17 protein-coding genes, 2 other RNA genes and 1 pseudogene are annotated in these 21,447 nt (G+C 58.6%); 3 read left to right on the forward strand and 17 right to left on the reverse strand.

Annotated features, from left to right (window positions below; translation table 11 throughout):
- Position 1: 1 nt before the first annotated feature.
- Complete coding sequence (locus tag BLU75_RS14550; RefSeq protein ID WP_084378989.1) at positions 2-472, reverse strand: hypothetical protein; 471 nt, start codon at positions 470-472, stop codon at positions 2-4.
- Between the two features lie 155 nt (positions 473-627).
- Between BLU75_RS14550 and fnr the strand changes: the two genes are divergently transcribed.
- Together fnr and BLU75_RS14560 are read left to right on the forward strand one after the other, a co-directional pair.
- Positions 628-1,362: a fumarate/nitrate reduction transcriptional regulator Fnr gene (gene fnr, locus BLU75_RS14555; RefSeq protein WP_084378853.1), complete on the forward strand. Its 735-nt coding sequence runs from the start codon at positions 628-630 to the stop codon at positions 1,360-1,362.
- Positions 1,363-1,455: 93 nt separating this feature from the next.
- Entirely contained in the window at positions 1,456-2,004 is a 549-nt protein-coding gene (locus BLU75_RS14560; RefSeq protein WP_084378854.1) for an adenine phosphoribosyltransferase, read from the forward strand.
- Positions 2,005-2,151: 147 nt separating this feature from the next.
- Here BLU75_RS14560 and BLU75_RS14565 read toward each other — a convergent pair whose 3' ends face one another.
- The 7 genes from BLU75_RS14565 to BLU75_RS28310 form a co-directional block, all read right to left on the reverse strand.
- Positions 2,152-3,300: an acyl-CoA dehydrogenase family protein gene (locus tag BLU75_RS14565; protein ID WP_084378855.1), complete on the reverse strand. Its 1,149-nt coding sequence runs from the start codon at positions 3,298-3,300 to the stop codon at positions 2,152-2,154.
- A 136-nt stretch (positions 3,301-3,436) separates the two neighbouring features.
- Complete coding sequence (gene recR, locus BLU75_RS14570; protein ID WP_084378856.1) at positions 3,437-4,039, reverse strand: recombination mediator RecR; 603 nt, start codon at positions 4,037-4,039, stop codon at positions 3,437-3,439.
- A gap of 58 nt (positions 4,040-4,097) precedes the next feature.
- Positions 4,098-5,123, reverse strand: a complete 1,026-nt coding sequence (locus tag BLU75_RS14575; protein ID WP_084378857.1) for an NADP-dependent oxidoreductase — start codon at positions 5,121-5,123, stop codon at positions 4,098-4,100.
- A 169-nt stretch (positions 5,124-5,292) separates the two neighbouring features.
- On the reverse strand, positions 5,293-5,631 hold the full coding sequence (locus tag BLU75_RS14580) for a YbaB/EbfC family nucleoid-associated protein (RefSeq protein ID WP_084378858.1): 339 nt from the start codon (positions 5,629-5,631) through the stop codon (positions 5,293-5,295).
- A 66-nt stretch (positions 5,632-5,697) separates the two neighbouring features.
- Positions 5,698-7,758, reverse strand: coding sequence for a DNA polymerase III subunit gamma/tau (gene dnaX, locus BLU75_RS14585; RefSeq protein WP_084378859.1), 2,061 nt, complete (start codon positions 7,756-7,758; stop codon positions 5,698-5,700).
- A 168-nt stretch (positions 7,759-7,926) separates the two neighbouring features.
- Positions 7,927-9,645, reverse strand: a complete 1,719-nt coding sequence (locus BLU75_RS14590; RefSeq protein ID WP_084378860.1) for a putative bifunctional diguanylate cyclase/phosphodiesterase — start codon at positions 9,643-9,645, stop codon at positions 7,927-7,929.
- 18 nt (positions 9,646-9,663) lie between these two features.
- Positions 9,664-9,912, reverse strand: coding sequence for a hypothetical protein (locus BLU75_RS28310; protein WP_084378861.1), 249 nt, complete (start codon positions 9,910-9,912; stop codon positions 9,664-9,666).
- A gap of 459 nt (positions 9,913-10,371) precedes the next feature.
- Between BLU75_RS28310 and BLU75_RS14605 the strand changes: the two genes are divergently transcribed.
- Positions 10,372-10,686 (forward strand): helix-turn-helix domain-containing protein, encoded by a 315-nt coding sequence (locus BLU75_RS14605; RefSeq protein WP_084378863.1) that lies wholly within the window; start codon positions 10,372-10,374, stop codon positions 10,684-10,686.
- Between the two features lie 447 nt (positions 10,687-11,133).
- On the opposite strand, the gene ffs (BLU75_RS14610) is transcribed toward BLU75_RS14605, so the two are convergent.
- The 9 genes and pseudogenes from ffs (BLU75_RS14610) to smc all read right to left on the reverse strand — a co-directional run bounded on the left by ffs (BLU75_RS14610) (position 11,134) and on the right by smc (position 21,446).
- Positions 11,134-11,213: signal recognition particle sRNA small type (gene ffs / locus BLU75_RS14610), an RNA gene on the reverse strand.
- Positions 11,214-11,474: 261 nt separating this feature from the next.
- On the reverse strand, positions 11,475-11,714 hold the full coding sequence (locus tag BLU75_RS14615) for a pyocin S6 family toxin immunity protein (RefSeq protein ID WP_084378864.1): 240 nt from the start codon (positions 11,712-11,714) through the stop codon (positions 11,475-11,477).
- Positions 11,715-11,725: 11 nt separating this feature from the next.
- Positions 11,726-12,871, reverse strand: a complete 1,146-nt coding sequence (locus tag BLU75_RS14620) for a colicin E3/pyocin S6 family cytotoxin (protein ID WP_084378865.1) — start codon at positions 12,869-12,871, stop codon at positions 11,726-11,728.
- Positions 12,872-13,433: 562 nt separating this feature from the next.
- Positions 13,434-13,530, reverse strand: an RNA gene (ffs, locus tag BLU75_RS14625) — signal recognition particle sRNA small type.
- Between the two features lie 99 nt (positions 13,531-13,629).
- Positions 13,630-14,138 (reverse strand): annotated as a pseudogene (locus tag BLU75_RS14630) (putative zinc-binding metallopeptidase); the annotation flags it as partial.
- Positions 14,080-14,292, reverse strand: a complete 213-nt coding sequence (locus tag BLU75_RS28315; RefSeq protein WP_255313274.1) for a zinc-ribbon domain-containing protein — start codon at positions 14,290-14,292, stop codon at positions 14,080-14,082. The gene BLU75_RS28315 and the pseudogene BLU75_RS14630, both read right to left, overlap by 59 nt.
- 85 nt (positions 14,293-14,377) lie before the next feature.
- Positions 14,378-16,735 carry an NAD-dependent DNA ligase LigA gene (gene ligA, locus BLU75_RS14635; protein ID WP_084378866.1) on the reverse strand — a complete coding sequence of 786 codons (2,358 nt, stop codon included), beginning with the start codon at positions 16,733-16,735 and terminating at the stop codon, positions 14,378-14,380.
- 87 nt (positions 16,736-16,822) lie between these two features.
- Positions 16,823-17,674, reverse strand: a complete 852-nt coding sequence (zipA, locus tag BLU75_RS14640; RefSeq protein ID WP_084378867.1) for a cell division protein ZipA — start codon at positions 17,672-17,674, stop codon at positions 16,823-16,825.
- A 283-nt stretch (positions 17,675-17,957) separates the two neighbouring features.
- On the reverse strand, positions 17,958-21,446 hold the full coding sequence (gene smc, locus BLU75_RS14645; protein WP_084378868.1) for a chromosome segregation protein SMC: 3,489 nt from the start codon (positions 21,444-21,446) through the stop codon (positions 17,958-17,960).
- Position 21,447 lies beyond the last annotated feature (1 nt).

Raw genomic sequence — 21,447 nt, forward strand, 5'->3', positions numbered from 1 at the left:
CTTACTTCGCCATCAACGAGGCCGCCTTGAGCGCGTCTTCAGCACTCAGGTTTTTCATCGCCTCGGTCAGAGACGCATAGGCTGTCGCCAGACCCGCCTGCAACCCGCCCAATGCCGATTGCAGGCTGGCCACTTTGGCCTGCGCCTGTTCCGGGCTCAGACGCTTGTCGGCCATGACAGCAGCCATCTCAGCCATCTTTTCGGCGATCTGTTGCTTCAACTGACGAATCATCTTCAACAGTTTCTGCACATTATCGGACAGCCCGCTGTCTTCAATATCGCTGTTGGCCGCTTTCTCGGCACCTGCCGCCTTCAACGAGGCGCCGGAAAAGGTCACGGTCACGCCTTCCACGGCTTTGGTTTCGGGGAGCGCGGTCGTCTCGGCCAGTTCGTCCCTGGAGGTGTCTTTTTTCGGTTCGAGCAAGGCAGGGACCGTCGTGCGAGACGGGAGATGGGTACCGATGGAAAGCATGTTTCGAGGCTCCGGGCTCTAGGTCTATAGCAATACATCGGCCGCCTTCAACGAACCTTTATACCCGTTGGCGGTTTGTTGCAGAAGCTGGCCTGTTAGTCACCCAGTGCGGTACCCTTACGTCTTATGTGTGATTTCCCACAAGGATTTAAAAAATGTCCGAGCCAGTCAAACTGCGCGTGCACAATCAGGCTCACTGCAAGGATTGCAGTCTGGCGCCCCTCTGTTTACCACTTTCGCTGAATTTGGAAGACATGGACGCTTTGGACGAAATCGTAAAGCGCGGTCGCCCTCTGAAAAAGGGTGAGTTTCTGTTTCGTCAGGGCGACACCTTCGACTCCGTCTACGCTGTGCGCTCAGGCGCCTTGAAGACGTTCAGCCTGAGTGATGGCGGTGAAGAACAGATCACTGGCTTCCACCTGCCCAGCGAACTGGTCGGCCTGTCTGGCATGGATAACGAGATTCATCCGGTGTCGGCCCAGGCGCTGGAAACCACGTCTGTGTGTGAGATCCCTTTCGAACGCCTCGATGAACTGGCCGTGCAATTGCCACAATTGCGCCGGCAGTTGATGCGGGTCATGAGCCGTGAGATCCGTGACGACCAGCAGATGATGCTGTTGTTGTCGAAAAAAACCGCCGACGAACGGATCGCAACATTCCTGGTCAACCTCTCGGCGCGTTTTCGCGCTCGCGGTTTCTCGGCCAACCAGTTCCGCCTGAGCATGTCGCGTAACGAAATCGGCAACTACTTGGGCCTGGCGGTGGAAACCGTGTCGCGGGTATTCACGCGGTTCCAGCAAAACCAACTGATCGCCGCCGAGGGCAAGGAAGTGCATATCCTTGATCCGATCCAACTGTGTGCATTGGCCGGCGGCTCCATCGACGGTTAACACCGCAACGGTTGATTCAGACACCTGCGTCCGCGCCAACCGGCCGGACCGCAGGTATACTGCGAAGTCTTTGCCTCCCAGGACTTTGCGCCGATGATCTTCGATTCGTTCGACATCAAATCCCTGATTCGCCCCGTCATCGATTTCCCCAAGCCTGGGGTGATCTTCCGTGACATCACGCCGCTGTTTCAATCGCCCAGGGCACTGCGACTGGTGGCTGACACGTTTATCCAGCGTTACGTTGAAGCCGAGTTCACCCATATCGGCGCGATGGACGCCCGCGGCTTTTTGATCGGTTCGATCATTGCCTACCAGTTGAACAAGCCGCTGATTCTGTTCCGCAAACAAGGCAAGCTGCCGGCTGACGTGCTGGCCGAGGGCTACCAGACCGAATACGGTGAAGCCTTCCTGGAAGTACACGCCGATAGCCTGTGCGAAGGCGACTCAGTGCTGATGTTCGATGACCTGATCGCCACCGGCGGCACCCTGATCGCCGCCGCCAACCTGGCGCGACGCATGGGAGCACAGATCTTCGAGGCGGCAGCGATTATCGACCTGCCGGAGCTGGGCGGCTCACAGCGCTTGGAAGACATGGGCATTCCTACATTCTGCTTGACTCAATTTGCGCTGACCGACAAGTAAACAGTTGCTGATCAGTCAAGCCAACGCCGATTGATGTAGGAGCGAGCTTGCTCGCGAAGAACTCGAAGGCGCCGTGTTTATCCTGAATACAGGCGTTATCGTTGACGTTTTTCGCGAGCAAGCTCGCTCCTACAATGCTCGGGTTGGCTACAGCCCCATCTGCTTGCTGATGATTTCATTCATCACTTCGCGCGTTCCACCGCCAATCGAAAGAATCCGGTTGTCGCGGTACAGTCGCTCCACCAAGCCGCCACGCATGTAGCCCAGGCCGCCGAGAATCTGCACCGCGTCGTACGTGACACGGTCAGCGGTGTCGGTGGCGAGGTTCTTGGCCATGGAAATTTCCTTGATCACACTTTTGCCGGCGGCCATTTTCGCCGCCTGGCGATAGGTGAATTCCCGGGAAACCTCCACAGCAGTGGCCATCTCCGCCAGGCGATGCTTGAGCACCTGGAACTTGCCGATGGGTTTGCCAAAGGCTTCACGCTGGGCGGCCCACTTCAGGCTCTCTTCCAATGCCAATTGCGCGGTCATATTGGCCATTACGGCCAAAGCCAGGCGTTCATTCTGGAAGTTGCCCATGATGCAGGCAAATCCCATGTTCTCGACACCGATCAAATTACCTGCAGGCACACGGCAATCGTCGAAAAACAACTCGGCCGTGTCCGAGGCCCACCAACCCATCTTTTTCAAGGGCTGGCCAACGCTGAAACCGGGCGTGCCCTTCTCTATCAACAGCAGGCTGATGCCAGCAAACCCCGCCCCGCCGGTACGCACCGCGACCGTGTAGTAGTCCGCACGCACACCGCTGGTGATAAAGGTTTTGCTACCACTGACCCGGTAATAGTCGGCGTCGCGCACCGCCCGGGTTTGCAGGTTGGCCACATCCGAACCACCACCCGGCTCGGTAACGGCCAGGGCCATGATCTTCTCGCCGGCCAGGACTTGCGGCACCAGCCGTTCACGCACCTCGGGGCGCGCCCATTTGACGACAGGTGGCAAGCCGATATCCAGCGAACCCAGACCGGCGACTGTGCCGCCAGAGCCACACCGCATCAGCTCTTCACTGGCTGCCACTTTGGCGAACAGGTCACCTTCATGACTGCCACCCAAGGCCTCGGGATAGCCAATACCGAGAATCCCCGCCGCGCCAGCCTTGAGGTACAACTCGCGAGGGAAACTTTCGGCCTCCTCCCAGCGCTCGATGTCCGGCAACATCTCGCGCTCGACGAAGCGGCGCACGCTGTCGCGGATCAACTGATGGTTGGGATCGAAGTATTCCTGGAAGGCTGACATCGGCAAACTCCATGCACAGATGGAGCGAACTTACCAAGCGCTTGCTTGGTTTTCAAGCGCGCGATTTTTCTGACAGCCTTCCAACGGAGTGTCTATGCACCTGTGAATGATGTACAAATCTCAGGGGTGAAGGGGCTCAGAGGGCGATCGGCTTGCGACCGGCGAAAGAGTGCGCCAGGGTGCCACCATCGACCAGTTCCAACTCTCCTCCCAGCGGCACGCCGTGGGCGATGCGCGAGGTGATCAAGCCTTTATTGGTCAGCAGTTGGGCGATGTAATGGGCGGTGGCTTCCCCTTCCACGGTCGGGTTGGTGGCCAGGATGACTTCGGTAAAAGTCCCCTGTTCCTGAATGCGGGTCAGCAGTTGCGGAATTCCGATGGCTTCCGGGCCCAGGCCATCCAGCGGCGACAGATGGCCCTTGAGCACGAAGTAGCGCCCGCGATAACCGGTCTGTTCCACCGCGTACACATCCATCGGGCCTTCCACTACGCACAGCAGCGTGTCATCACGCCGCGGATCGGCGCATTGCGGGCAGAGTTCTTCCTCGGTGAGAGTCCGACACTGACGGCAATGCCCGACGCCTTCCATGGCCTGACTCAAGGCCAAGGCCAGGCGTGAACCACCGCTGCGATCACGCTCCAGCAGTTGCAGCGCCATGCGCTGGGCGGTTTTCTGGCCGACGCCGGGCAACGTGCGCAAGGCATCGATCAGTTGGCGAATCAGGGGGCTGAAGCTCATGAGGGCAAGGTCCGACAAAACAACGAGACGCGGTTTATACCCGCGCCCCGGATTAGCGTCAAATGCGCACCACCAACTTGCCGAAGTTGCGCCCCTCCAGCAAACCGATAAAGGCTTCAGGGGCTTGCTCCAAGCCGTCGACCACATCTTCGCGAAACTTGATCTTGCCGTCTCGCACCCACGGCGCCATGGCACTGAGGAATTCTGGCTGACGATCGCCGTAATCATCGAACACGATAAAGCCCTGGATTCGTGCGCGCTTGGTCAGCAACGTGCGCTGCAGCGCCGGCAGCCGGTCAGGACCGCTGGGTGCTTCATGGGCGTTGTAACCCGCAATCAGGCCACACAAGGGAACCCGCGCCTTGGGGTTGAGCAGCGGCAACACGGCGTCAAAGACCTTGCCACCGACATTCTCGAAATAGATGTCGACGCCCTCGGGGCACGCCTGGGCCAAGGCTTCGGCAAAATCCTCAGTTTTGTGATCGATGCAGGCATCAAAACCCAGCTCATCCAGCACGTAGCGACACTTTTCAGCCCCACCCGCCACGCCCACTACACGCAGGCCCCTGAGTTTGGCCACTTGCCCCACCACGGACCCCACAGCGCCAGACGCCGCCGCCACGACCAGGGTTTCGCCGGCCTTGGGCTGACCAATATCCGTCAGGCCCATATACGCGGTCATCCCAGGCATACCCAACACACCGAGGGCCATGGACGGACTGGGCAGCCCCTTGGGAACCGGCATCAGGTTGCGTCCATCGCAAATGCTGTGGCTCTGCCAGCCGGTGGAACCCACCACCAGATCGCCTACTTCGAATTTCGGATTGCGTGACTGCTCAATACGGCTGACAGCGCCACCCGTCATCACCTCATCGATTTCTACTGGTGCCGCGTAAGACGGTGCGTCGCTCATGCGACCACGCATGTAGGGATCCAGGGACAGGAATAAAGTCTTGAGCAAGACCTGGCCCTCTTCCAGGTCTGGCAGGGCCACGCGCTCGAGCCGAAAGTTTTCCGGCACGGGCGCGCCCTGTGGACGGGAGGCCAGAACAATGCGCTGGTTGAGGGTCATGGCTTCGGTCATCTGCGAGGCTCCTTTAACGGTGAGAAGTATTCAACGGTATAGGGTGCAGACATCGCCGTGGGCATCGAGGTTCGACCCAATTACCTGACACAGGATGCAGGTGCAACTTTCTTCAACGCAAAAAAAGGCCAGGCACAAGGCCTGGCACTTGTTCACGCGTGCCGAGTGATCAGAACGGCAGCTTCATGCCCGGCGGCAGTTGCATGCCAGCGGTCATCCCGGACATTTTGTCCTGGCTGTTGGCTTCGATCTTGCGCACAGCGTCGTTGACGGCCGCGGCAAACAGCGCCTCGAGCATTTCCAGATCGTCTTCGCTCACACCTGGCAACACGCTTGGATCGATGCTCACACGCTTGATGTCGTGACGACCGGTCATCACCACGCTGACCATATCGCCACCGGCTTTACCGGTGACTTCGGCGTTGGCCAGTTCTTCCTGCATCTTGGCCATTTTTTCCTGCATCTGCTGCGCCTGCTTCATCAGGCCGGCCATGCCACCTTTCATCATGGGAATCACCTCAAAAGTACGTGGATCAAGACAGCATCATGCACAAGGGCATGACGCCTTCAATTATCAGCCCTGTGCTGCCTGGGCCTCGACGGGTTCAATAGTATCGTGTCGCACCACTGCGCCGAACTGTTCCATCATCTGCTGGATGAGCGGATCACCCTGGATCGACTCTTCGGCCTCGCGCTGGCGGTTGAGACGACGGCGAGTGGCGGCCTGGGCCGGGGTTTCCTGCTCGGGCTTGATCAGCTCGATGGTCACCGTCAGCGTACGTTCGTGGTACTGGTTCAGCGCATCATTGAGACGACGCTGCTGGGTGGCGTTGAACAGCGCGCTGTGGGCTGGGTCCAGGTGCAACAGCCAGTGATCGCCATCGACGGCAATCAACGTGCAGTTGGCGGCGATGCTGCCGGTCATGCCGGAGATCGGCAATTTCGGGAACAGCTCCAGCCATTGCAACGCCAGGCCGGTGGCCGGCATCGCTGCGGGCTCAGCTTCAGGCTCCGGCGCCGGTTCGGCGGTGTGCTCGCTGGCCAACTCATCCAGATAGCTGTAGGCCGAATCCATGTCCGGCTCGATGTAATCTTCGTCCAGCGGCGGTTCGTCGTCGAGATCGATCCCCGGGGTTGCGGCATCCACTTCGGCAATGGTCGGCTCAGGCACCGGAGCCGAGGCCCGCTCCGGGGCATCCGGTACTACGCTGTCCGGGGTCGGCGCGGGCATCGGCGTGAGATCGGGCTGTTCGCCAATCGTCTCCAATACCGGCTCGACTGCCGGTTGCTGCTCGACTGGCGCTTCTAGCGGGTCGTTCCAGGGCAAGTCGACCACCGGGGCCGCTTCGGGTTCGACCACCGGCCCAGGCAACACCACAGGCGCTTCCGGCTCAGCAACAATCGGTGCTGGTGCTGCAGGTTCCGGTGTCGCCACGCTCGGCGCGACCACTGGCACGACTGCCGCCGCGCCAGCCACTGATTGGGTGGAATCAACTGTGGCCTGGCTGATCCCCACTGGCTTTAGCGGTTGTCTCGGCGCATCGTCGGTGTCGGCGGGCCGGAACGCCAGCATCCGCAACAGGACCATCTCGAAACCGCCACGCGGGTCTGGCGCCAACGGCAAGTCGCGACGCCCGATCAGCCCCATCTGGTAGTAGAACTGCACATCTTCGGCCGGCAGCGCCTGGGCCAGGGCCAACACGCGGTCACGGTCGCCATGGCCGTTGTCGACGCCTTCCGGCAAGGCCTGGGCGATAGCGACACGGTGCAACACGTTAAGGATTTCCGACAGCACGCCGTTCCAGTCCGGGCCTTGCTCGGACAGATGACGGATCGCTTCGAGCAATGCCTTGGCATCCCCTTCGATCAACGCATGCAGCACATCAAAAACCTGCCCGTGATCCAGCGTACCGAGCATCGCCCGCACGTCAGCGGCCATGACCTTGCCTTCGCCGAAGGCAATCGCCTGGTCGGTGAGACTCATGGCATCACGCATCGAACCATCGGCGGCACGTCCCAGCAACCACAGTGCATCGTCTTCAAAGGGCACGTTTTCGACGCCCAGAACGTGGGTCAGATGCTCGACCACCCGCTCCGGGGTCATGTTTTTCAGAGAGAACTGCAGGCACCGCGACAAAATCGTTGCAGGAAGTTTCTGCGGATCGGTGGTAGCCAGGATGAACTTGACGTAGGGCGGCGGCTCTTCCAGGGTTTTCAACAAGGCGTTGAAGGAATGGCTGGACAGCATGTGTACTTCGTCGATCAGGTAGACCTTGAAGCGACCACGGCTGGGAGCGTACTGCACGTTATCCAGCAACTCGCGCGTGTCTTCGACCTTGGTACGGCTCGCGGCGTCGATCTCGATCAGGTCGACAAAGCGCCCTTCGTCGATCTCCCGGCACACCGAGCAAGTGCCGCACGGCGTCGAGGTGATGCCGGTCTCACAGTTCAGGCACTTTGCGATAATCCGCGCAATCGTGGTTTTGCCCACCCCGCGCGTGCCGGTGAACAGGTAGGCGTGGTGCAGCCGTTGGCTGTCCAAGGCATTGATCAGAGCCTTGAGCACATGGGTCTGGCCGACCATTTCGCGGAACGAGCGCGGACGCCATTTACGTGCAAGAACCTGATAACTCATCGAAAACCGTCGCAACTGGGAAGCGGAAGCCGGTAATGCTAGCGGAGCAAGGGGGAAATTGCATCCGGCACGCTCGTCTAATCTGATCAAGCAGCTCCAGGCGCGTCTGCTCAAGGGCTAATCCCGAGGATTTCATGCACATTACCTCGGGCGTTTCACGGGCCATACTCATGCCGAGTCGGGCGCGCTGCCCCAACTTGCCATATCGTCGTCATAGGCCGTCCATGTGAAGTTGGCGACCCACGCCGGCACCGCCGCCGCCGACATGGGCTGAGCGAAGAAAAAGCCTTGCGCCATCTCACACCCCATGCGCAGCAGCAACTGCCCATGCTCCCGCGTTTCCAGGCCTTCGGCGATCACTTCGCGCCCGAAAGCCCGTGCCAGGCCAATCACTGCCTGAGTCAGCGCCAAGTCATTCTTGTCATGAAGAATGTCACGCACAAACGACTTGTCGATCTTGATGGTCTGGGTCGGTAGTTGCTTGAGGTAACTCAAGGACGAATACCCGGTACCGAAATCATCCAGGGAAAAACTCACGCCCAGAGACTGGCACGCCTCAAGGTGCGCGGTGACTCTCTGGATGTGGTCGATCGCCACCGACTCCGCAATTTCCAGATCCAGCATATGCGGCTCGACCTCAGGGTGTTTCGCCAGCAACTGTTGCAACCGCTCGACAAAATCCATCCGCTGAAAGTGTCGCGCCGCGATGTTGACACTGACCGGCCAGCAATATCCCGCCCCTTGCCATTGCCGCATCTGCGCCAGCACTTGATCCATTACCCACTCGCCCACGTCGACGATCAGGTCGGTTTGCTCGATCAGCGGCAGGAAGTCCTTCGGCGGCACCAGGCCACGTACCGGGTGTTGCCAGCGCAACAGCGCTTCAAAACCAACCACCTGACCGTGACGCAAATTGATCTTGGGATGGTAATGCAGGCACAGCTCCCCCGCCGCCAGGGCTTGACGCAATTGCTGCACCGTCTGCTGGGTCGCCTTGACCTCTTGCTCCAGGGACACATCAAACAATTGGAAGCGGTTACGCCCATTCTGCTTGGCCACGTACATCGCCTGGTCGGCATGGCGCAGCAAGGTGTCGGCGTCTTCGTCATCCAGCGGAAACTGGGTGACTCCGATACTGGCGAACAAGTTGATCTGCGCGCCCTGGATCGAATAGGGCTCGGAGATTGCCTTGAGGATACGCAGCAACGCGGCATTGAGTTCCTGAGCATCCCGCACATACCGCAGGATCAGCACAAATTCATCCCCGGCGAGCCGCGCGACCACATCCTCGCCGCGAATAATCTCACGCAACCGACTGGCGACCTCCACCAGCAACAAGTCACCGCAGGCGTGGCCATAGCCGTCGTTGACCGCCTTGAACCCATCCAGATCGAGCATGCACACCGCCAGCGGAATATCCTCCCGGCGAGAGAATTCCAGGGACTGGACCAGCAACTCGGAAAGGTAGGCGCGATTGGGCAGGCCTGTGAGTACATCGTGACCCACCCGCCATTGCAATGTGTGCAGCAACTGGCGTTTTTCGCTGACATCGAAGCGGATCGACACGTACTTCTGCACCAGGCCGGTTCGCTCGTCCAACAACGGCACCATGGTACTGTCGACCCAATAAAGCGTGCCATCTTTGGCGCGGTTGCAGATTTCACCGCGCCACACCCCGCCTCCTGTAATGGTGCGCCACATACCTTGGAAAAACGCGACAGGATGCAATCCGGAGGCCAGAAGCCGGTGGTTCTGCCCCAGCAACTCGTCCCGGCCGTAACCGGACAGGACACAGAACTGATCGTTGACGTAGGTAATGCGGCCGGCCAGGTCGGTCTCGGAAAAAATGGCGGCTGCATCCACGGCTCTGCGGTATTTCTCATCCATGAGTGAGGCTCTAGGTGGCTAGCGGTTGAACCGCTCGACCAGGGCACGCAACCCGGAAGAGATGCTTTCAAGTTCCCGTCCACGAATCGCTGCAGCGTTGACATTGCACGCTGTCTTTTGCACCGTGGCGGCGGCGTTGTGGCTCGGTTGCGAGGCTTTCTCGGCGTCGCGATGGGTGATGTGGCGGTTGGCGGCAGCTGCGCGAATTAGCCGTTGCTGCCCCCCAAAAGCCTGTTCAACAGCGATGACCGGCAAATTGAGACGCACGATAGAGCTCCATGGACAGCATTCCCCCTACCTGGTGATAGCCTGACAGGCTCCCGGTAGATTCATATTTCCCAACGCTTGGCACCGGCAACCCGTGAACTGAGCACAAACGGCGGCGAAACCCGGTATCCGCCCAGCAATTAACCGTCGATTCGACGAACATCAACTAGGCTTTAATACGAGTCGCCGGCGCGAAAGTCCGGGCGGTACGATGGCAACGGTAATCGACGAACCCGCCACTGCCAAGCGTGCGTTTCATGGGCCACTTTATGAAAACAGGGAGCAGGCAATGATGTCCTGTTTCACAAACCGACCCTCTGAAACGAGAGCACCAAATAATTGTCTTAAATGCCAATTCTACGAACTGCATCACATTTTGCAAGAAAAGGTGATGGTGCATGCCGTTGCCTAATGCCAATATTTATCGTTAAGTTCTTGATTCTAAATGGGAATTGAGCGATGCGAATTTCAAGTTTGGGTCCAGCCATCAGACGCTACCGCAAGGTCGCGGGGCTTACTCAGGCTGAACTAGGTGAGAAAACCGGTTTTGACCCTAAAACCATCAGCCGCTTCGAAACCGGCACCTATACACCCAGCGTTGACGCTCTGTTCTTATTTGCAGAGGCTCTGGGAGTGAAGCTGAAAGTCTTTTTTGCCGATCTGGGCGATGAGGATGAACAGCGCGCTTATCTGTTCGGTGTCATTCACAAAGCAACCCCGAAGGATCTGGGAAAGCTGATTGCGGCGGTAGACCAGGCCTTGTCCAAGCCTTAGAGCTCGTAATAAATAAACAGGGCAGCCAGTTGATGCTGGCTGTTCTGTGCGCATCGATTTCTGACATGAAACGACCGGACAGCCCTCTCCATTGCAGGCGCTGAGCCGCGCCGTTATCAGGCTTTAGGCAAGACGCGCGATTACCGGCGAAGACTGACTCAGTCATTCTGGGAAAATGCAATTCAAAATGTAAGGGACCACCGTGAAACAACTCCGCCGATCAATGGTGGCTGCCGCGCTGAGCCTGTCTGATGCTCCAGCTTATGCCGCCCCACTCCAACACACCCGCCGAGAGGATCGGCGGGAGAACGGCAGGCGCACGAAAGCACCGCGCAGATGAGTTATCAGCGAGTTTTTTTCAAGAGTCTGTTGTTGATTTGCCGCAGAACCGCGGCCTTGTAACGACATCCACGAAAGCGCGGACGTTATGGAGGCAACCCCACCAGCCACACCCCGGCACACAATGTTCCCGCTGTGGCTGCTTCCTTCCGGATCTGACCAGGTTAACGGGTAATCGTTGCGGCCCACAAGGGAGTTCCATAAATGTCTGTACCGACCACTCGAACAAACTGCCCTTGAAGTTTTCGCCCGTTGAAGTCACCTTCTTCTTGTTTGACTGCAACCCTCAATCGGCCACTGCTCTCCCATATAGCAATTAGCAATCAATATCCGCGTAGCTACTGCTACAATCGCCACAGCTCGCCCACACCGACAGCATTCACGCATGCAGGATGACAGTCCGAAGGTGCTTTGCCCGTTCGCACGAGCGGACTGGCAATCGAAAAGTTTCAGCCTCGTACACCAATAAAAAGATCTAATTCAGTTGGCAATTGCTCATTTATTGCTGTTGAAATTTTCCGGATTTGCTCAGTCGTTAGTAGAAGCTCGCCATCACATTCAGCAGCAAGACTTTGCCATCCGAGAATATCCATTACTGCTTGTTCAAACTCAGGCAGAACGGTTAGAGAGTACTTCAACGAGTCGTCTTCGTTATCTTCGTCCAAAAATCCGCTGATCCATAAATGCATGGTTTTTCTCTCTATTTAGGGGTGGTTCTTCCGGGTTTTGCTGTCTTGGTTTGCTCGCCTGTTTCCGCGTCGAACTCTCCCAAGTGCTTGCCCTGCTTGTCGTACATTTCAACTGCTCCGTGCTGGCTGTCCCATTCGTAAATACGGCCCTTACTGTCCTTCCAGCGAGCGCGTTTTTTACCACCACCTTGAACAGAGCTTTTGCTTCTCGTGCTTACTGCGTCGGGAAATGCTGCCAGCCCGTCAGTGGGAGCAGGGTGATAACTATGGTCACCTGATACGCTCAGTGAGATGTAAATCGGCTGAATGCCGGTGTTAGGAAACGTGATAATTGCGTCTTGGTAATCTGGCGGATGAACCGGATTGACCAGTATCTTATTGGCCTGTTCGTTTGGCGGATACACCCAGATAGGTGGCAACTGTGGGACACCCTCAAGTGCAGGAATACCCATAGCACCGTCTGGACTTGCCGCTGGCGTCCAAGTGAGGCCAATGCCGTTGCCAATATCAGCAACGTAGTTTTCGCCGTCTTTCTCTGCCTTGATGACCGGAACGTTTTCCCAGTCAGTTTTGCCACCAGTGTAGAAGCTGTAAGCGTTAACGGAGCCATCCGGCAAAGTCTTCACGTTGACACGAACACGAGTGCGGCCAGCATCAAGGGTGGCGTACTGATCATTCTTGTAGAAGGCGCTATCAGGTGAAATGCTGGTGTTCGGGATCAGCAATGCAACAGTGCCCAATGCAGCGCCAGCAGCAACAACGCCTGATCCTTTCAGCAGACCCAGTGATAGCGACCCGCCAAGACGTTGAGCAATTGCACTACCGGTAGCAGACCCGCCCACCAATTGCAGCGGAGTGCCTTGGGCGGTAATCGCTGCTCCGGTGCCGAGCACAGCCCACATTCCGCAGTCGGCCAATTTCTCAACGGGCACAAACCCGGCTGGGTTCTTGTGATTGATTACACCGTCAGGAAGGTTACAGCTCTTGGCGAAAACACAGCCGAAGGCTGGAGCATTCGCCGCTGGCGTTGTTGATGCTTCGTTCCGTCTGGCCTCATCACGAGCCAATCCTTTTTCATACCGAAGGGTATCTGCTTGTTGACGGCGGATGTCCTCCGAGGTGGGGTTGCGGGGGCTACAAATTGGACAGCCACACATGTTAAAGCTTCCATTCTTATGACGAAAAATGACTAGCCTAATCAGATGGCTGAAACATTGACTATAGGGAAAGTCCTAAAAGTCATGATGAAAGCGCCCTATGTTCCGTGTCATTTGCTAGGGTGCGACGGATACGCGGTAGGGGATGGCTGTTGAATGATGGCAATTCGCTGCTTGTCAAGAAATCTAGAACGTACCTGAAGTGCGCTATCAAAAGAGTCTACCCATACAGCGGCTATCAATGACCATTTCAAAGCTGATAGAAAATCCGAACCGCTTGCAGCACCGAACCTGAAACCTATCATTTGTTATACGGAACCAAAAGCGAGGGATTTACCTATTACACGTCTTCAAAGCCACAAAGGAGTTTTGAATCCGCCGCTCAACCACCGAAAATTCTACGATGACAATGCAGCCTAAAAGGCTTTGACGGCGATAGAAAAATGATCAAGGTAAGATTGCCAGCAAAGCGCACCACTTAGGTGTACCTAAACGCTGTCACACTTCGAGATTTTTTATGCGAAAATCCTTGTAGAATCAAGGACCTAGAGAATGGAGGCAACCCCACCAGCCACACCCCGGCACACAATGTTCCCGCTGTGGCTGCTTCCTTCCGGATCTGACCAGGTTCACGGGTAATCGTTGCGGGGGGACCGATGGGGTCACCATAACGACACTCGCCTCTCGGCAAGCCGCGCCATTGTACCGATCTCCTCGGAAGTTACAACCGTTGGTTCCGGATTAAAAAATGTTGAGGTTCAAGTACTTGTCTGCAGCACCCGGTCTGCCATTCCGCCCTCGCGCTGAATCACCAGATGGATAAAGTGCAGCTTGGCAATTACCGCCGGCGGCAGGACAAAGGGATAGAAATCCGGCTGCCCCATGCTGCGGGACAGTTCGTTGAGCATCCCGGCCAATTCGATCCAGGCATTCACGAACGCGAGAAACGCCGCGCCGCCCGGATGCTCAGGCTCATAAATAACTGCCAGGGGAAACGCTTGGTAGTCCAGATCCATCTCACGAGCGCTCATGCCAAAGCCCAGCGCCGTGTCGAGCGCGTCCATCATATGCAGGTAATGGGCCCAGATTCTGCCCAGTCTTCCCAGGGATGCATGGTCGCGTAGGCACTCACGCAGGTCTGTTGCAAGTCAGGGCGCGGCCCATTGCGGTAATGACGATCCAGGGTTTCAGCGTAGCTGTCGCGCTCATCACCGAACACTTGACGGAAAGGCTCCAGCCAGTGGCTGTTGGCGCTCAGGCGATCCCAGCAATGCCGAGCAGGCCAGGCATTGGCTGTTGCGAAAGAATAACGACTGGCCGCAGCGGCACGCCCAGACCTTGCCGTTACGGGCAGGCCCTGACGGCGCGCCGAGGCGCGAACTGAGCTGTTCGAAGAAACGGTACACGGCGATCCCGGACATGAATACACGATGCCCCGTTGCCGTTGTCCAGGAGAACCGGGGGCATGTCTCTGAACATGCCCGGGCAGAAATCGTTCAATCCACCTCAGACGCTGAGGTGGTGTTTGGCCAGGAAAGCCACAAATGCCGCCTCATCCAATACCTTCAAGCCCAGCTCACTGGCCTTCGCCAATTTCGAACCGGCGCCAGGCCCAGCCACGACGCAATGGGTTTTCGCAGACACCGAGCCCGCCACCTTGGCACCGAGGCTTTCGAGCTTTTCCTTGGCTACGTCACGACTCATCAATTCCAGGGAACCGGTGAGGACCCAGGTATGACCCGCCTCGGGCAAGCCCTCCACGATTTTTTTCTCGCTCTGCCAATGCATGCCAAAGTCCTTGAGCTGCTGCTCGATGGCCAGCGCCCGGCGGGCATTGTCTTCGACGTCAAAGAAGTCACGCACGGCCTTGGCCTGCTTTTCTGCCAAGGCTTGGCGCATGTCCAGCCAATCGGCGTTGATCACTGCCTCCAGGGAACCGAATTTGTCCGCCAGTTTCTGCGCAGCCCCCGGCCCAACGGAAGGCACGTGCAACTTGTCGAGCAAACCGCCGAGGGTGGTACTGGCGGCGAACTCGGCACTCAGGTCGCCCTGCTCCTGTAGGACCAACCCGCACTCGTCGACGGACAACAGCGCGCCAATCACCTGCTGGTTATGGCTGTCCTCAAAGAAGCCATGAATCTCGTGCGCGACTTCCAGACCCACATCCGGCAAGTACGTCAGCACTTCCGGCAAGGCCCGCTGCACACGCTCAAGGGAGGCCAGGGAGCGCGCCAGCACCTTGGCGGTTTCCTCGCCCACATCGGGAATACCCAGAGCGTAGATAAAGCGCGCCAGGGTCGGCTTCTTGCTGCTTTCGATGGCAGCGATCAGCTTCTTGCTGGAAATATCGGCAAAGCCTTCCAGATCGATAATGTGCTCATACTTGAGCTTGTAGAGATCCGCCGGCGAGGCGATCAGTTTTTCATCCACCAGTTGCTCAATGGTCTTGTCGCCCAGACCCTCGATATCCATGGCCCGTCGCGACACAAAATGGATAATCGCCTGCTTGAGCTGCGCACCACAGGCCAGTCGCCCGACACACCGGTACACCGCGCCCTCGCTGACGGTTTCCTTGCCCTTGCTGCGCTTGACCAGTTGCGTGCGCTCAACGCGGGAACCACAGACCGGACAGCTTTCGGGAATGTGCACAGGCCGGGCACCTTCCGGGCGACGCTCGATGACCACCTGTACCACCTGCGGGATCACGTCACCGGCACGGCGGATGATCACCGTATCGCCGATCATCAAGCCCAGCCGCGCCACTTCATCCATGTTGTGCAAGGTCGCGTTGGACACGATCACACCGGCTACCTTGACCGGTTTCAGGCGCGCCACTGGCGTCACGGCGCCGGTACGCCCGACCTGGAACTCGACGTCCAGCAACTCGGTCAACTCTTCCATGGCCGGGAATTTATGCGCAATCGCCCAGCGCGGCTCGCGAGCTCGGAAGCCCAGTTCACGCTGGGAAGCGATGCTGTTGACCTTGAATACAACACCGTCGATCTCATACGGCAGGCTGTTACGCCGCTCGCCAATATCCCGGTAGTATTCCAGGCAATCCTGAACCCCCTTGGCCAGCTTCAGCTCACGGCTGATCGGCAGGCCCCATTTCTTGAGCTGCTGCAGGTTGCCGATGTGGGTGTCACTGATATCGGTGGTCACGCCATAGCAGCAGAATTCCAGTGGGCGGCTGGCGGTGATCTTCGAGTCGAGCTGGCGCAAGCTGCCGGCGGCGGCATTGCGCGGATTGGCAAAGGTCTTGCCGCCGGCTTCCAGTTGCGTGGCGTTCAACCGCTCGAAACCGGCCTTGGACATAAACACTTCGCCGCGCACTTCCAGCGTCGCGGGCCAACCGGTGCCGTGTAGTTTGAGCGGGATATTACGCACCGTGCGTACGTTGACACTGATGTCTTCGCCGGTGGTGCCGTCGCCGCGGGTGGCCCCGCGTACGAGCTCCCCGTCCTGATACAACAGGCTGACCGCCAGGCCATCGAGCTTGGGCTCGCAGCTGTATTCAACCGCCACGCCGCCGCCAAACAGATCACCCACCGGCAGATCCAGCCCTTCGGTGACCCGGCGATCGAATTCCAGCAGGGTGGTTTCATCAAAGGCGTTGCCCAGGCTGAGCATCGGGATTTCATGCCGTACCTGAGTGAACGCCGACAGCGCCACACTGCCCACACGCTGAGTCGGTGAGTCGCGGGTGACCAGATCCGGGTGCTCGGCTTCCAGCGCCTTGAGTTCGTGAAACAACCGGTCATATTCGGCGTCCGGGATGCTCGGCTCGTCCAGGACATGGTACCGGTAGTTGTGTTGATCCAGTTCAGCACGCAATTCAAGAATGCGGGTGTGGGCGGCGGTCATGGGTGTTCTCTCATAAAGCAAAAGAGCAGCCGAAGCTGCTCAATATGTTAGTGCACGTATTCTATCGACAACGCTTAAGATCGAACCTCAGCGTTTCTGTGTCAGGGCGCGACGTTCGAACTCTACGATCCGTTGACGGTAGTGTTCGATAGTCTGGGCGGTGAGCACGCTGCGCTGGTCATCCTTGAGCTCGCCGTTCAGTTCCTGGGACAGCTTGCGCGCTGCAGCCACCATCACGTCAAACGCCTGTTTCGGGTGACGCGGTCCTGGCAACCCAAGGAAGAAGCTCACAGCGCGGGTACTGAAATGGTCGATATCGTCCAGGTCAAACGTCCCCGGCTTCACCGCATTGGCCATGGAGAACAGGACTTCACCGTTGCCAGCCATGCTTTCGTGGCGGTGAAAAATATCCATCTCACCAAAACGCAGGCCGCTTTCCAGAATGTTCTGCAGCAAGGCCGGCCCCTTGAAACCACTCTCGTCGCGGCAGATCACGCTGATCACCAGCACTTCTTCAGCCGCCGGCTGATCCTTGGTGGTCTCGCGTGCAGCACCCTTGGACGGCGCCTCGTCCGGGAAATCGTCGTCACGGCTGCTGAAGCTCGGGCCGTCTTCCAGATCCAGATTCAGGTCGCCCTGAGAGGGCTCGCTGGCGCTACGCTTGCCGCGCTTGGAAGAGGGCTCGCGCGCTTCACGCAAGGGCGCGCTCATCGACGGCAGATCGTGCTCGTCCAATTGCGGCTCTTTATGGGTATCCAGGACACGCGGCGGCCCAAGCAACTCGGCACCGTCGTCGTCAGACAGATTGGACAAGTTTCGATCCAGGCGGAATTTCAGCTTGCCTTTGCCGCCGCGCATACGGCGCCAGCCATCAAAAAGAATACCGGCAATCACAATAATGCCGATGAGGATCAGCCACTCGCGCAGACCGATTTCCATGTAATCCCTTGCCTCTATAAAAAATGCTGAAAAATAAGGGGTTTAGCACTGTGCAAACCGCTTTAAAACGTGGCGCCAACTCTATGTTCTGAATGGCGTTTTGCCCACGCATACGAAAAATTGACATTAAACTAGCACGACCAAAGATAACTTTACACAGTTGCCGCGAAATGTGTCGATTTACGAGCTTTCGCCAACCGGGGCAATTTCATACGGTACCGGCCAACGGTGCGCTACACACCCCAAGCCAAAAGCTTTACGCCGACCCGTTTGCAACGCACCGCTAGGCGTCCACCATCGCCATCGCTTCCTCGACATCCACCGCCACCAGTCGCGAACACCCGGGCTCGTGCATCGTCACCCCCATCAATTGATCAGCCATTTCCATGGCGATCTTGTTATGGGTGATGTAGATGAACTGCACCGTCTGGGACATTTCTTTGACCAGTCGGGCATAACGTCCAACGTTAGCGTCATCCAGTGGCGCATCCACTTCATCGAGCATGCAGAACGGCGCCGGGTTCAACTTGAAGATGGCAAATACCAGGGCCAATGCGGTCAGTGCCTTTTCGCCACCGGACAACAAATGGATGGTGCTGTTCTTCTTGCCCGGAGGCCGCGCCATGATCGTTACCCCTGTATCGAGTAGATCTTCGCCCGTCAGTTCCAAGTAAGCGCTGCCACCACCGAAAACTTTTGGAAATAACGCCTGTAAACCGCCATTAATCTGATCAAAGGTATCTTTGAAACGATTACGGGTTTCCTTGTCGATCTTGCGAATCACGTTTTCCAGGGTGTCCAGGGCTTCCACCAGATCGGCGTCCTGCGCATCCAGATAACGTTTACGCTCGGACTGCTGCTGATATTCATCGATGGCCGCGAGGTTGATCGCCCCCAGACGCTGGATCCGCGCGGCAATCCGCTCAAGCTCTTCTTCGGCCTCTTTCTCGCTGGCCTGGGCAGTCAGGGTATTGAGCACGCCGTGCAGGTCGTAGCCGTCTTCCAGCAGTTGGTCCTGCAAGGATTTGCGTCGCACCGTCAACGCTTGCCATTCCATGCGCTGCTGTTCGAGCTGGCCGCGGATCAGTTGCGACTGCTGCTCGGCCTGGGTCCGACGCTTTTCCGCGTCACGCAGCTCACGGTCGGCATCTTCCAGGGCGATCTGCGCCGTCTTGAGTTCCTCGTCGACGCTCATGCGCTTGTCGAGCAACTCTTCAAGCTTGAGCCGCAACTCTTCCAGCGGGGCTTCGCCCTCCTCCAGATTGAGGCTCAGTTGCTCACGCTTTTCCGTCAAGCGCTCGGATTGCATCTCCAGGCGCTCAAGGGCCTGGCGCGTGGAGTCGTGCTGCGCGCGCAGGGAGCCCAGGCGAACCGCCAACTGGTGAGCATGATCCTTGTGCTGACGGGCTTCCTGGCGCACGCGATCCAGACGCTCACGCTGGCTGTCTCGCTGGGCCAGCAACAGCTCACGCTGCTCGGTGTCGAGGGCCATGCTGTCGAGGGCATCCTGCAGTTGCAGGCGTGCTTCACCGACTTGCTCATGCTCCAAGGCCCGCTGCTCGCCCATCTCCGCCACTTCTTCGTCGAGACGGGTACGGCGCAGGGTCAACTGCTCGACCTTGGCCTTGCTCGCCGAGAGCTGGGCTTTCAATTCGCCTTGCTGACGGGCTTCATCCTGCAACAGGCGGCGCAAGTGTTCACGACCGGTCTCTTGTTGGCGCTGAGTAGCACGCAGGGTCTGCAATTGGGTTTCGAGGGACTCAAGCGTGGCTTCGCGCTCTTCGCGCTCGGCGCTCAGGTTGACGATTTCCTGACCCCGGGCCAGCACGCCGCTCTCGGCCTCGCTGGCCCGGCGCACCCGCAGGAAGTGCCGGCCGACCCAATAGCCATCACGGCTGATCAGGCTTTCCCCGGCGCCGAGCTGACCGCGCAGGGCCAGCGCCTGCTCCAGGGATTCCACCGGCCTGACCTGGCCGAGCCACGGTGACAGATCAATCGCCGTCTCGACCTTGTCCAGCAAGCTGCCCGGCACGCGCGCACCCTCTGCGGCGGGGCTGAGCAAGCGCAAGTCACCTTGGGCAAAACCGGCCAGGTCGAAACCGCCAAAATCATCCACCAGCACCGCTTGCAGGTCGGCGCCCAGCACGGTTTCCACCGCCAATTCCCAACCGGCCTCGACTTTCAAGCCCTCGGCCAGGCGCGGACGTTCGGCCAACTGCTGATCGCGTAGCCATTGTGCGGTGCCGGTGCCCGGATCCAGGGCCGCTTGCTGCAAGGCTTCAAGGGACGCCAGGCGCCCGTTAAGCCGCTGCAAGTCACCTTGCGCCTGCTGCTGGGCCTGAGTCGCGTGCTGCAGCGCCTGGCGCAATTGCTCCAGGCGTTCCACTTGTTGTTCTTCGCTGGCTTCCAGCTCTTCGAGGGTCATTTCGCTCTCGGCCAGTTGCTCGCTCAATTCCAGGATCGCCGCGTCTTCCGGGTCGGCGGCAAGCAATACGCGTTCTTCCTGCAACCGCCGCTGACGCTCAGCCAGGCGCTCCATACTGGTTTCCAGCTGCTGGATGCGCGACTGCTGCACCTCGGCCTGGCGACGGGGCTCGGCGGAACGCAGGTTGAAAGCATCCCACTGCTCCTGCCAGCCGTGCATGGTGGTTTCTGCTTCTTCGAGCGCTGCGGCGGCTTCTTCGGCAGCGGCACTGGTGATTTCCTGCTCGGGGGTGAGCATGTCCAGCTCTTCGCCCAGGGTCAGCAGCAACGTACGGTCGTGCCCCAGATGCGATTCGGTTTCCAGCCGCGCGCGTTCGGCTTCCTTCAGGTCGTCCTGCAACTGCCGTAACCGTTGCTGGCCATGCTGGATACTCTGTTCCACGCGGGCGATATCGCCACCCACCGAATAAAAACGCCCCTGTACCAGGTTGAAGCGCTCGGACAGATCATGATGACCATCGCGGAGCCGCTCGATGCTGGCGTCGGCGTTGCGCTGCTCGGCGACCAAGGCTTCGAAGCTGATTTCCTGGGTGCCAATGATCGCTTCGCGCTGACCCACCTGATCGTTCAAGGCTTGCCAGCGCAACGCCGACAGTTGCGCCTTGAGCTGGCGCTCCTCGCCTTTATATTCCTGATACTTCTCGGCCGCCTGGGCCTGGCGGTGCAGGCGTTCCAACTGGCGCTCCAGCTCTTCACGCAGGTCGGTCAGGCGCGCCAGGTTTTCATGGGTGCGGCGGATACGGTTCTCGGTTTCACGGCGGCGCTCCTTGTATTTGGAGATGCCCGCCGCTTCTTCGATAAAATTGCGCAAGTCCTCGGGCTTGGCCTCGATCAGCTTGGAGATCATGCCTTGCTCGATGATCGAGTAGCTGCGCGGGCCCAAACCGGTGCCGAGAAAGATATCGGTAATGTCCCGGCGCCGGCACTTGGTGCCGTTGAGGAAGTAACTGTTCTGGCTGTCGCGGGTCACTTTGCGGCGAATGGAAATTTCCGCATAGGCCGCGTACTCGCCGATCAGGGTGCCGTCGGAGTTGTCGAACACCAGTTCGATGCTGGCCTGGCTCACCGGCTTGCGGCTGGTGGAGCCATTGAAGATGACGTCGGTCATCGACTCGCCACGCAGGTTTTTCGCGGAGCTCTCGCCCATCACCCAGCGCACGGCGTCGATGATATTCGACTTGCCACAGCCATTGGGCCCTACCACTGCCGCCATGTTACTGGGGAAGTTCACCGTGGTCGGGTCGACGAAGGATTTGAACCCCGCCAGCTTGATGCACTTGAGCCGCACG

This window comes from Pseudomonas mucidolens, from assembly GCF_900106045.1.
Classification (GTDB): Bacteria; Pseudomonadota; Gammaproteobacteria; order Pseudomonadales; family Pseudomonadaceae; genus Aquipseudomonas; species Aquipseudomonas mucidolens.

Bases quoted from the DNA above. Each gene is read 5' to 3' on its own strand.
- BLU75_RS14575 (WP_084378857.1), bottom strand. From the start codon at position 5,123: ATGACCGAAGCCATGACCCTCAACCAGCGCATTGTTCTGGCCTCCCGT.
- zipA (WP_084378867.1), bottom strand. From the start codon at position 17,674: ATGGAAATCGGTCTGCGCGAGTGGCTGATCCTCATCGGCATTATTGTG.
- BLU75_RS14565 (WP_084378855.1), bottom strand. From the start codon at position 3,300: ATGTCAGCCTTCCAGGAATACTTCGATCCCAACCATCAGTTGATCCGC.
- dnaX (WP_084378859.1), bottom strand. From the start codon at position 7,758: ATGAGTTATCAGGTTCTTGCACGTAAATGGCGTCCGCGCTCGTTCCGC.
- BLU75_RS14590 (WP_084378860.1), bottom strand. From the start codon at position 9,645: ATGGATGAGAAATACCGCAGAGCCGTGGATGCAGCCGCCATTTTTTCC.
- ligA (WP_084378866.1), bottom strand. From the start codon at position 16,735: ATGACCGCCGCCCACACCCGCATTCTTGAATTGCGTGCTGAACTGGAT.
- BLU75_RS14620 (WP_084378865.1), bottom strand. From the start codon at position 12,871: ATGTGTGGCTGTCCAATTTGTAGCCCCCGCAACCCCACCTCGGAGGAC.
- fnr (WP_084378853.1), top strand. From the start codon at position 628: ATGTCCGAGCCAGTCAAACTGCGCGTGCACAATCAGGCTCACTGCAAG.
- BLU75_RS14580 (WP_084378858.1), bottom strand. From the start codon at position 5,631: ATGATGAAAGGTGGCATGGCCGGCCTGATGAAGCAGGCGCAGCAGATG.
- BLU75_RS14615 (WP_084378864.1), bottom strand. From the start codon at position 11,714: ATGCATTTATGGATCAGCGGATTTTTGGACGAAGATAACGAAGACGAC.
- BLU75_RS14550 (WP_084378989.1), bottom strand. From the start codon at position 472: ATGCTTTCCATCGGTACCCATCTCCCGTCTCGCACGACGGTCCCTGCC.
- recR (WP_084378856.1), bottom strand. From the start codon at position 4,039: ATGAGCTTCAGCCCCCTGATTCGCCAACTGATCGATGCCTTGCGCACG.
- BLU75_RS14560 (WP_084378854.1), top strand. From the start codon at position 1,456: ATGATCTTCGATTCGTTCGACATCAAATCCCTGATTCGCCCCGTCATC.
- BLU75_RS28315 (WP_255313274.1), bottom strand. From the start codon at position 14,292: ATGTCCGGGATCGCCGTGTACCGTTTCTTCGAACAGCTCAGTTCGCGC.
- BLU75_RS14605 (WP_084378863.1), top strand. From the start codon at position 10,372: ATGCGAATTTCAAGTTTGGGTCCAGCCATCAGACGCTACCGCAAGGTC.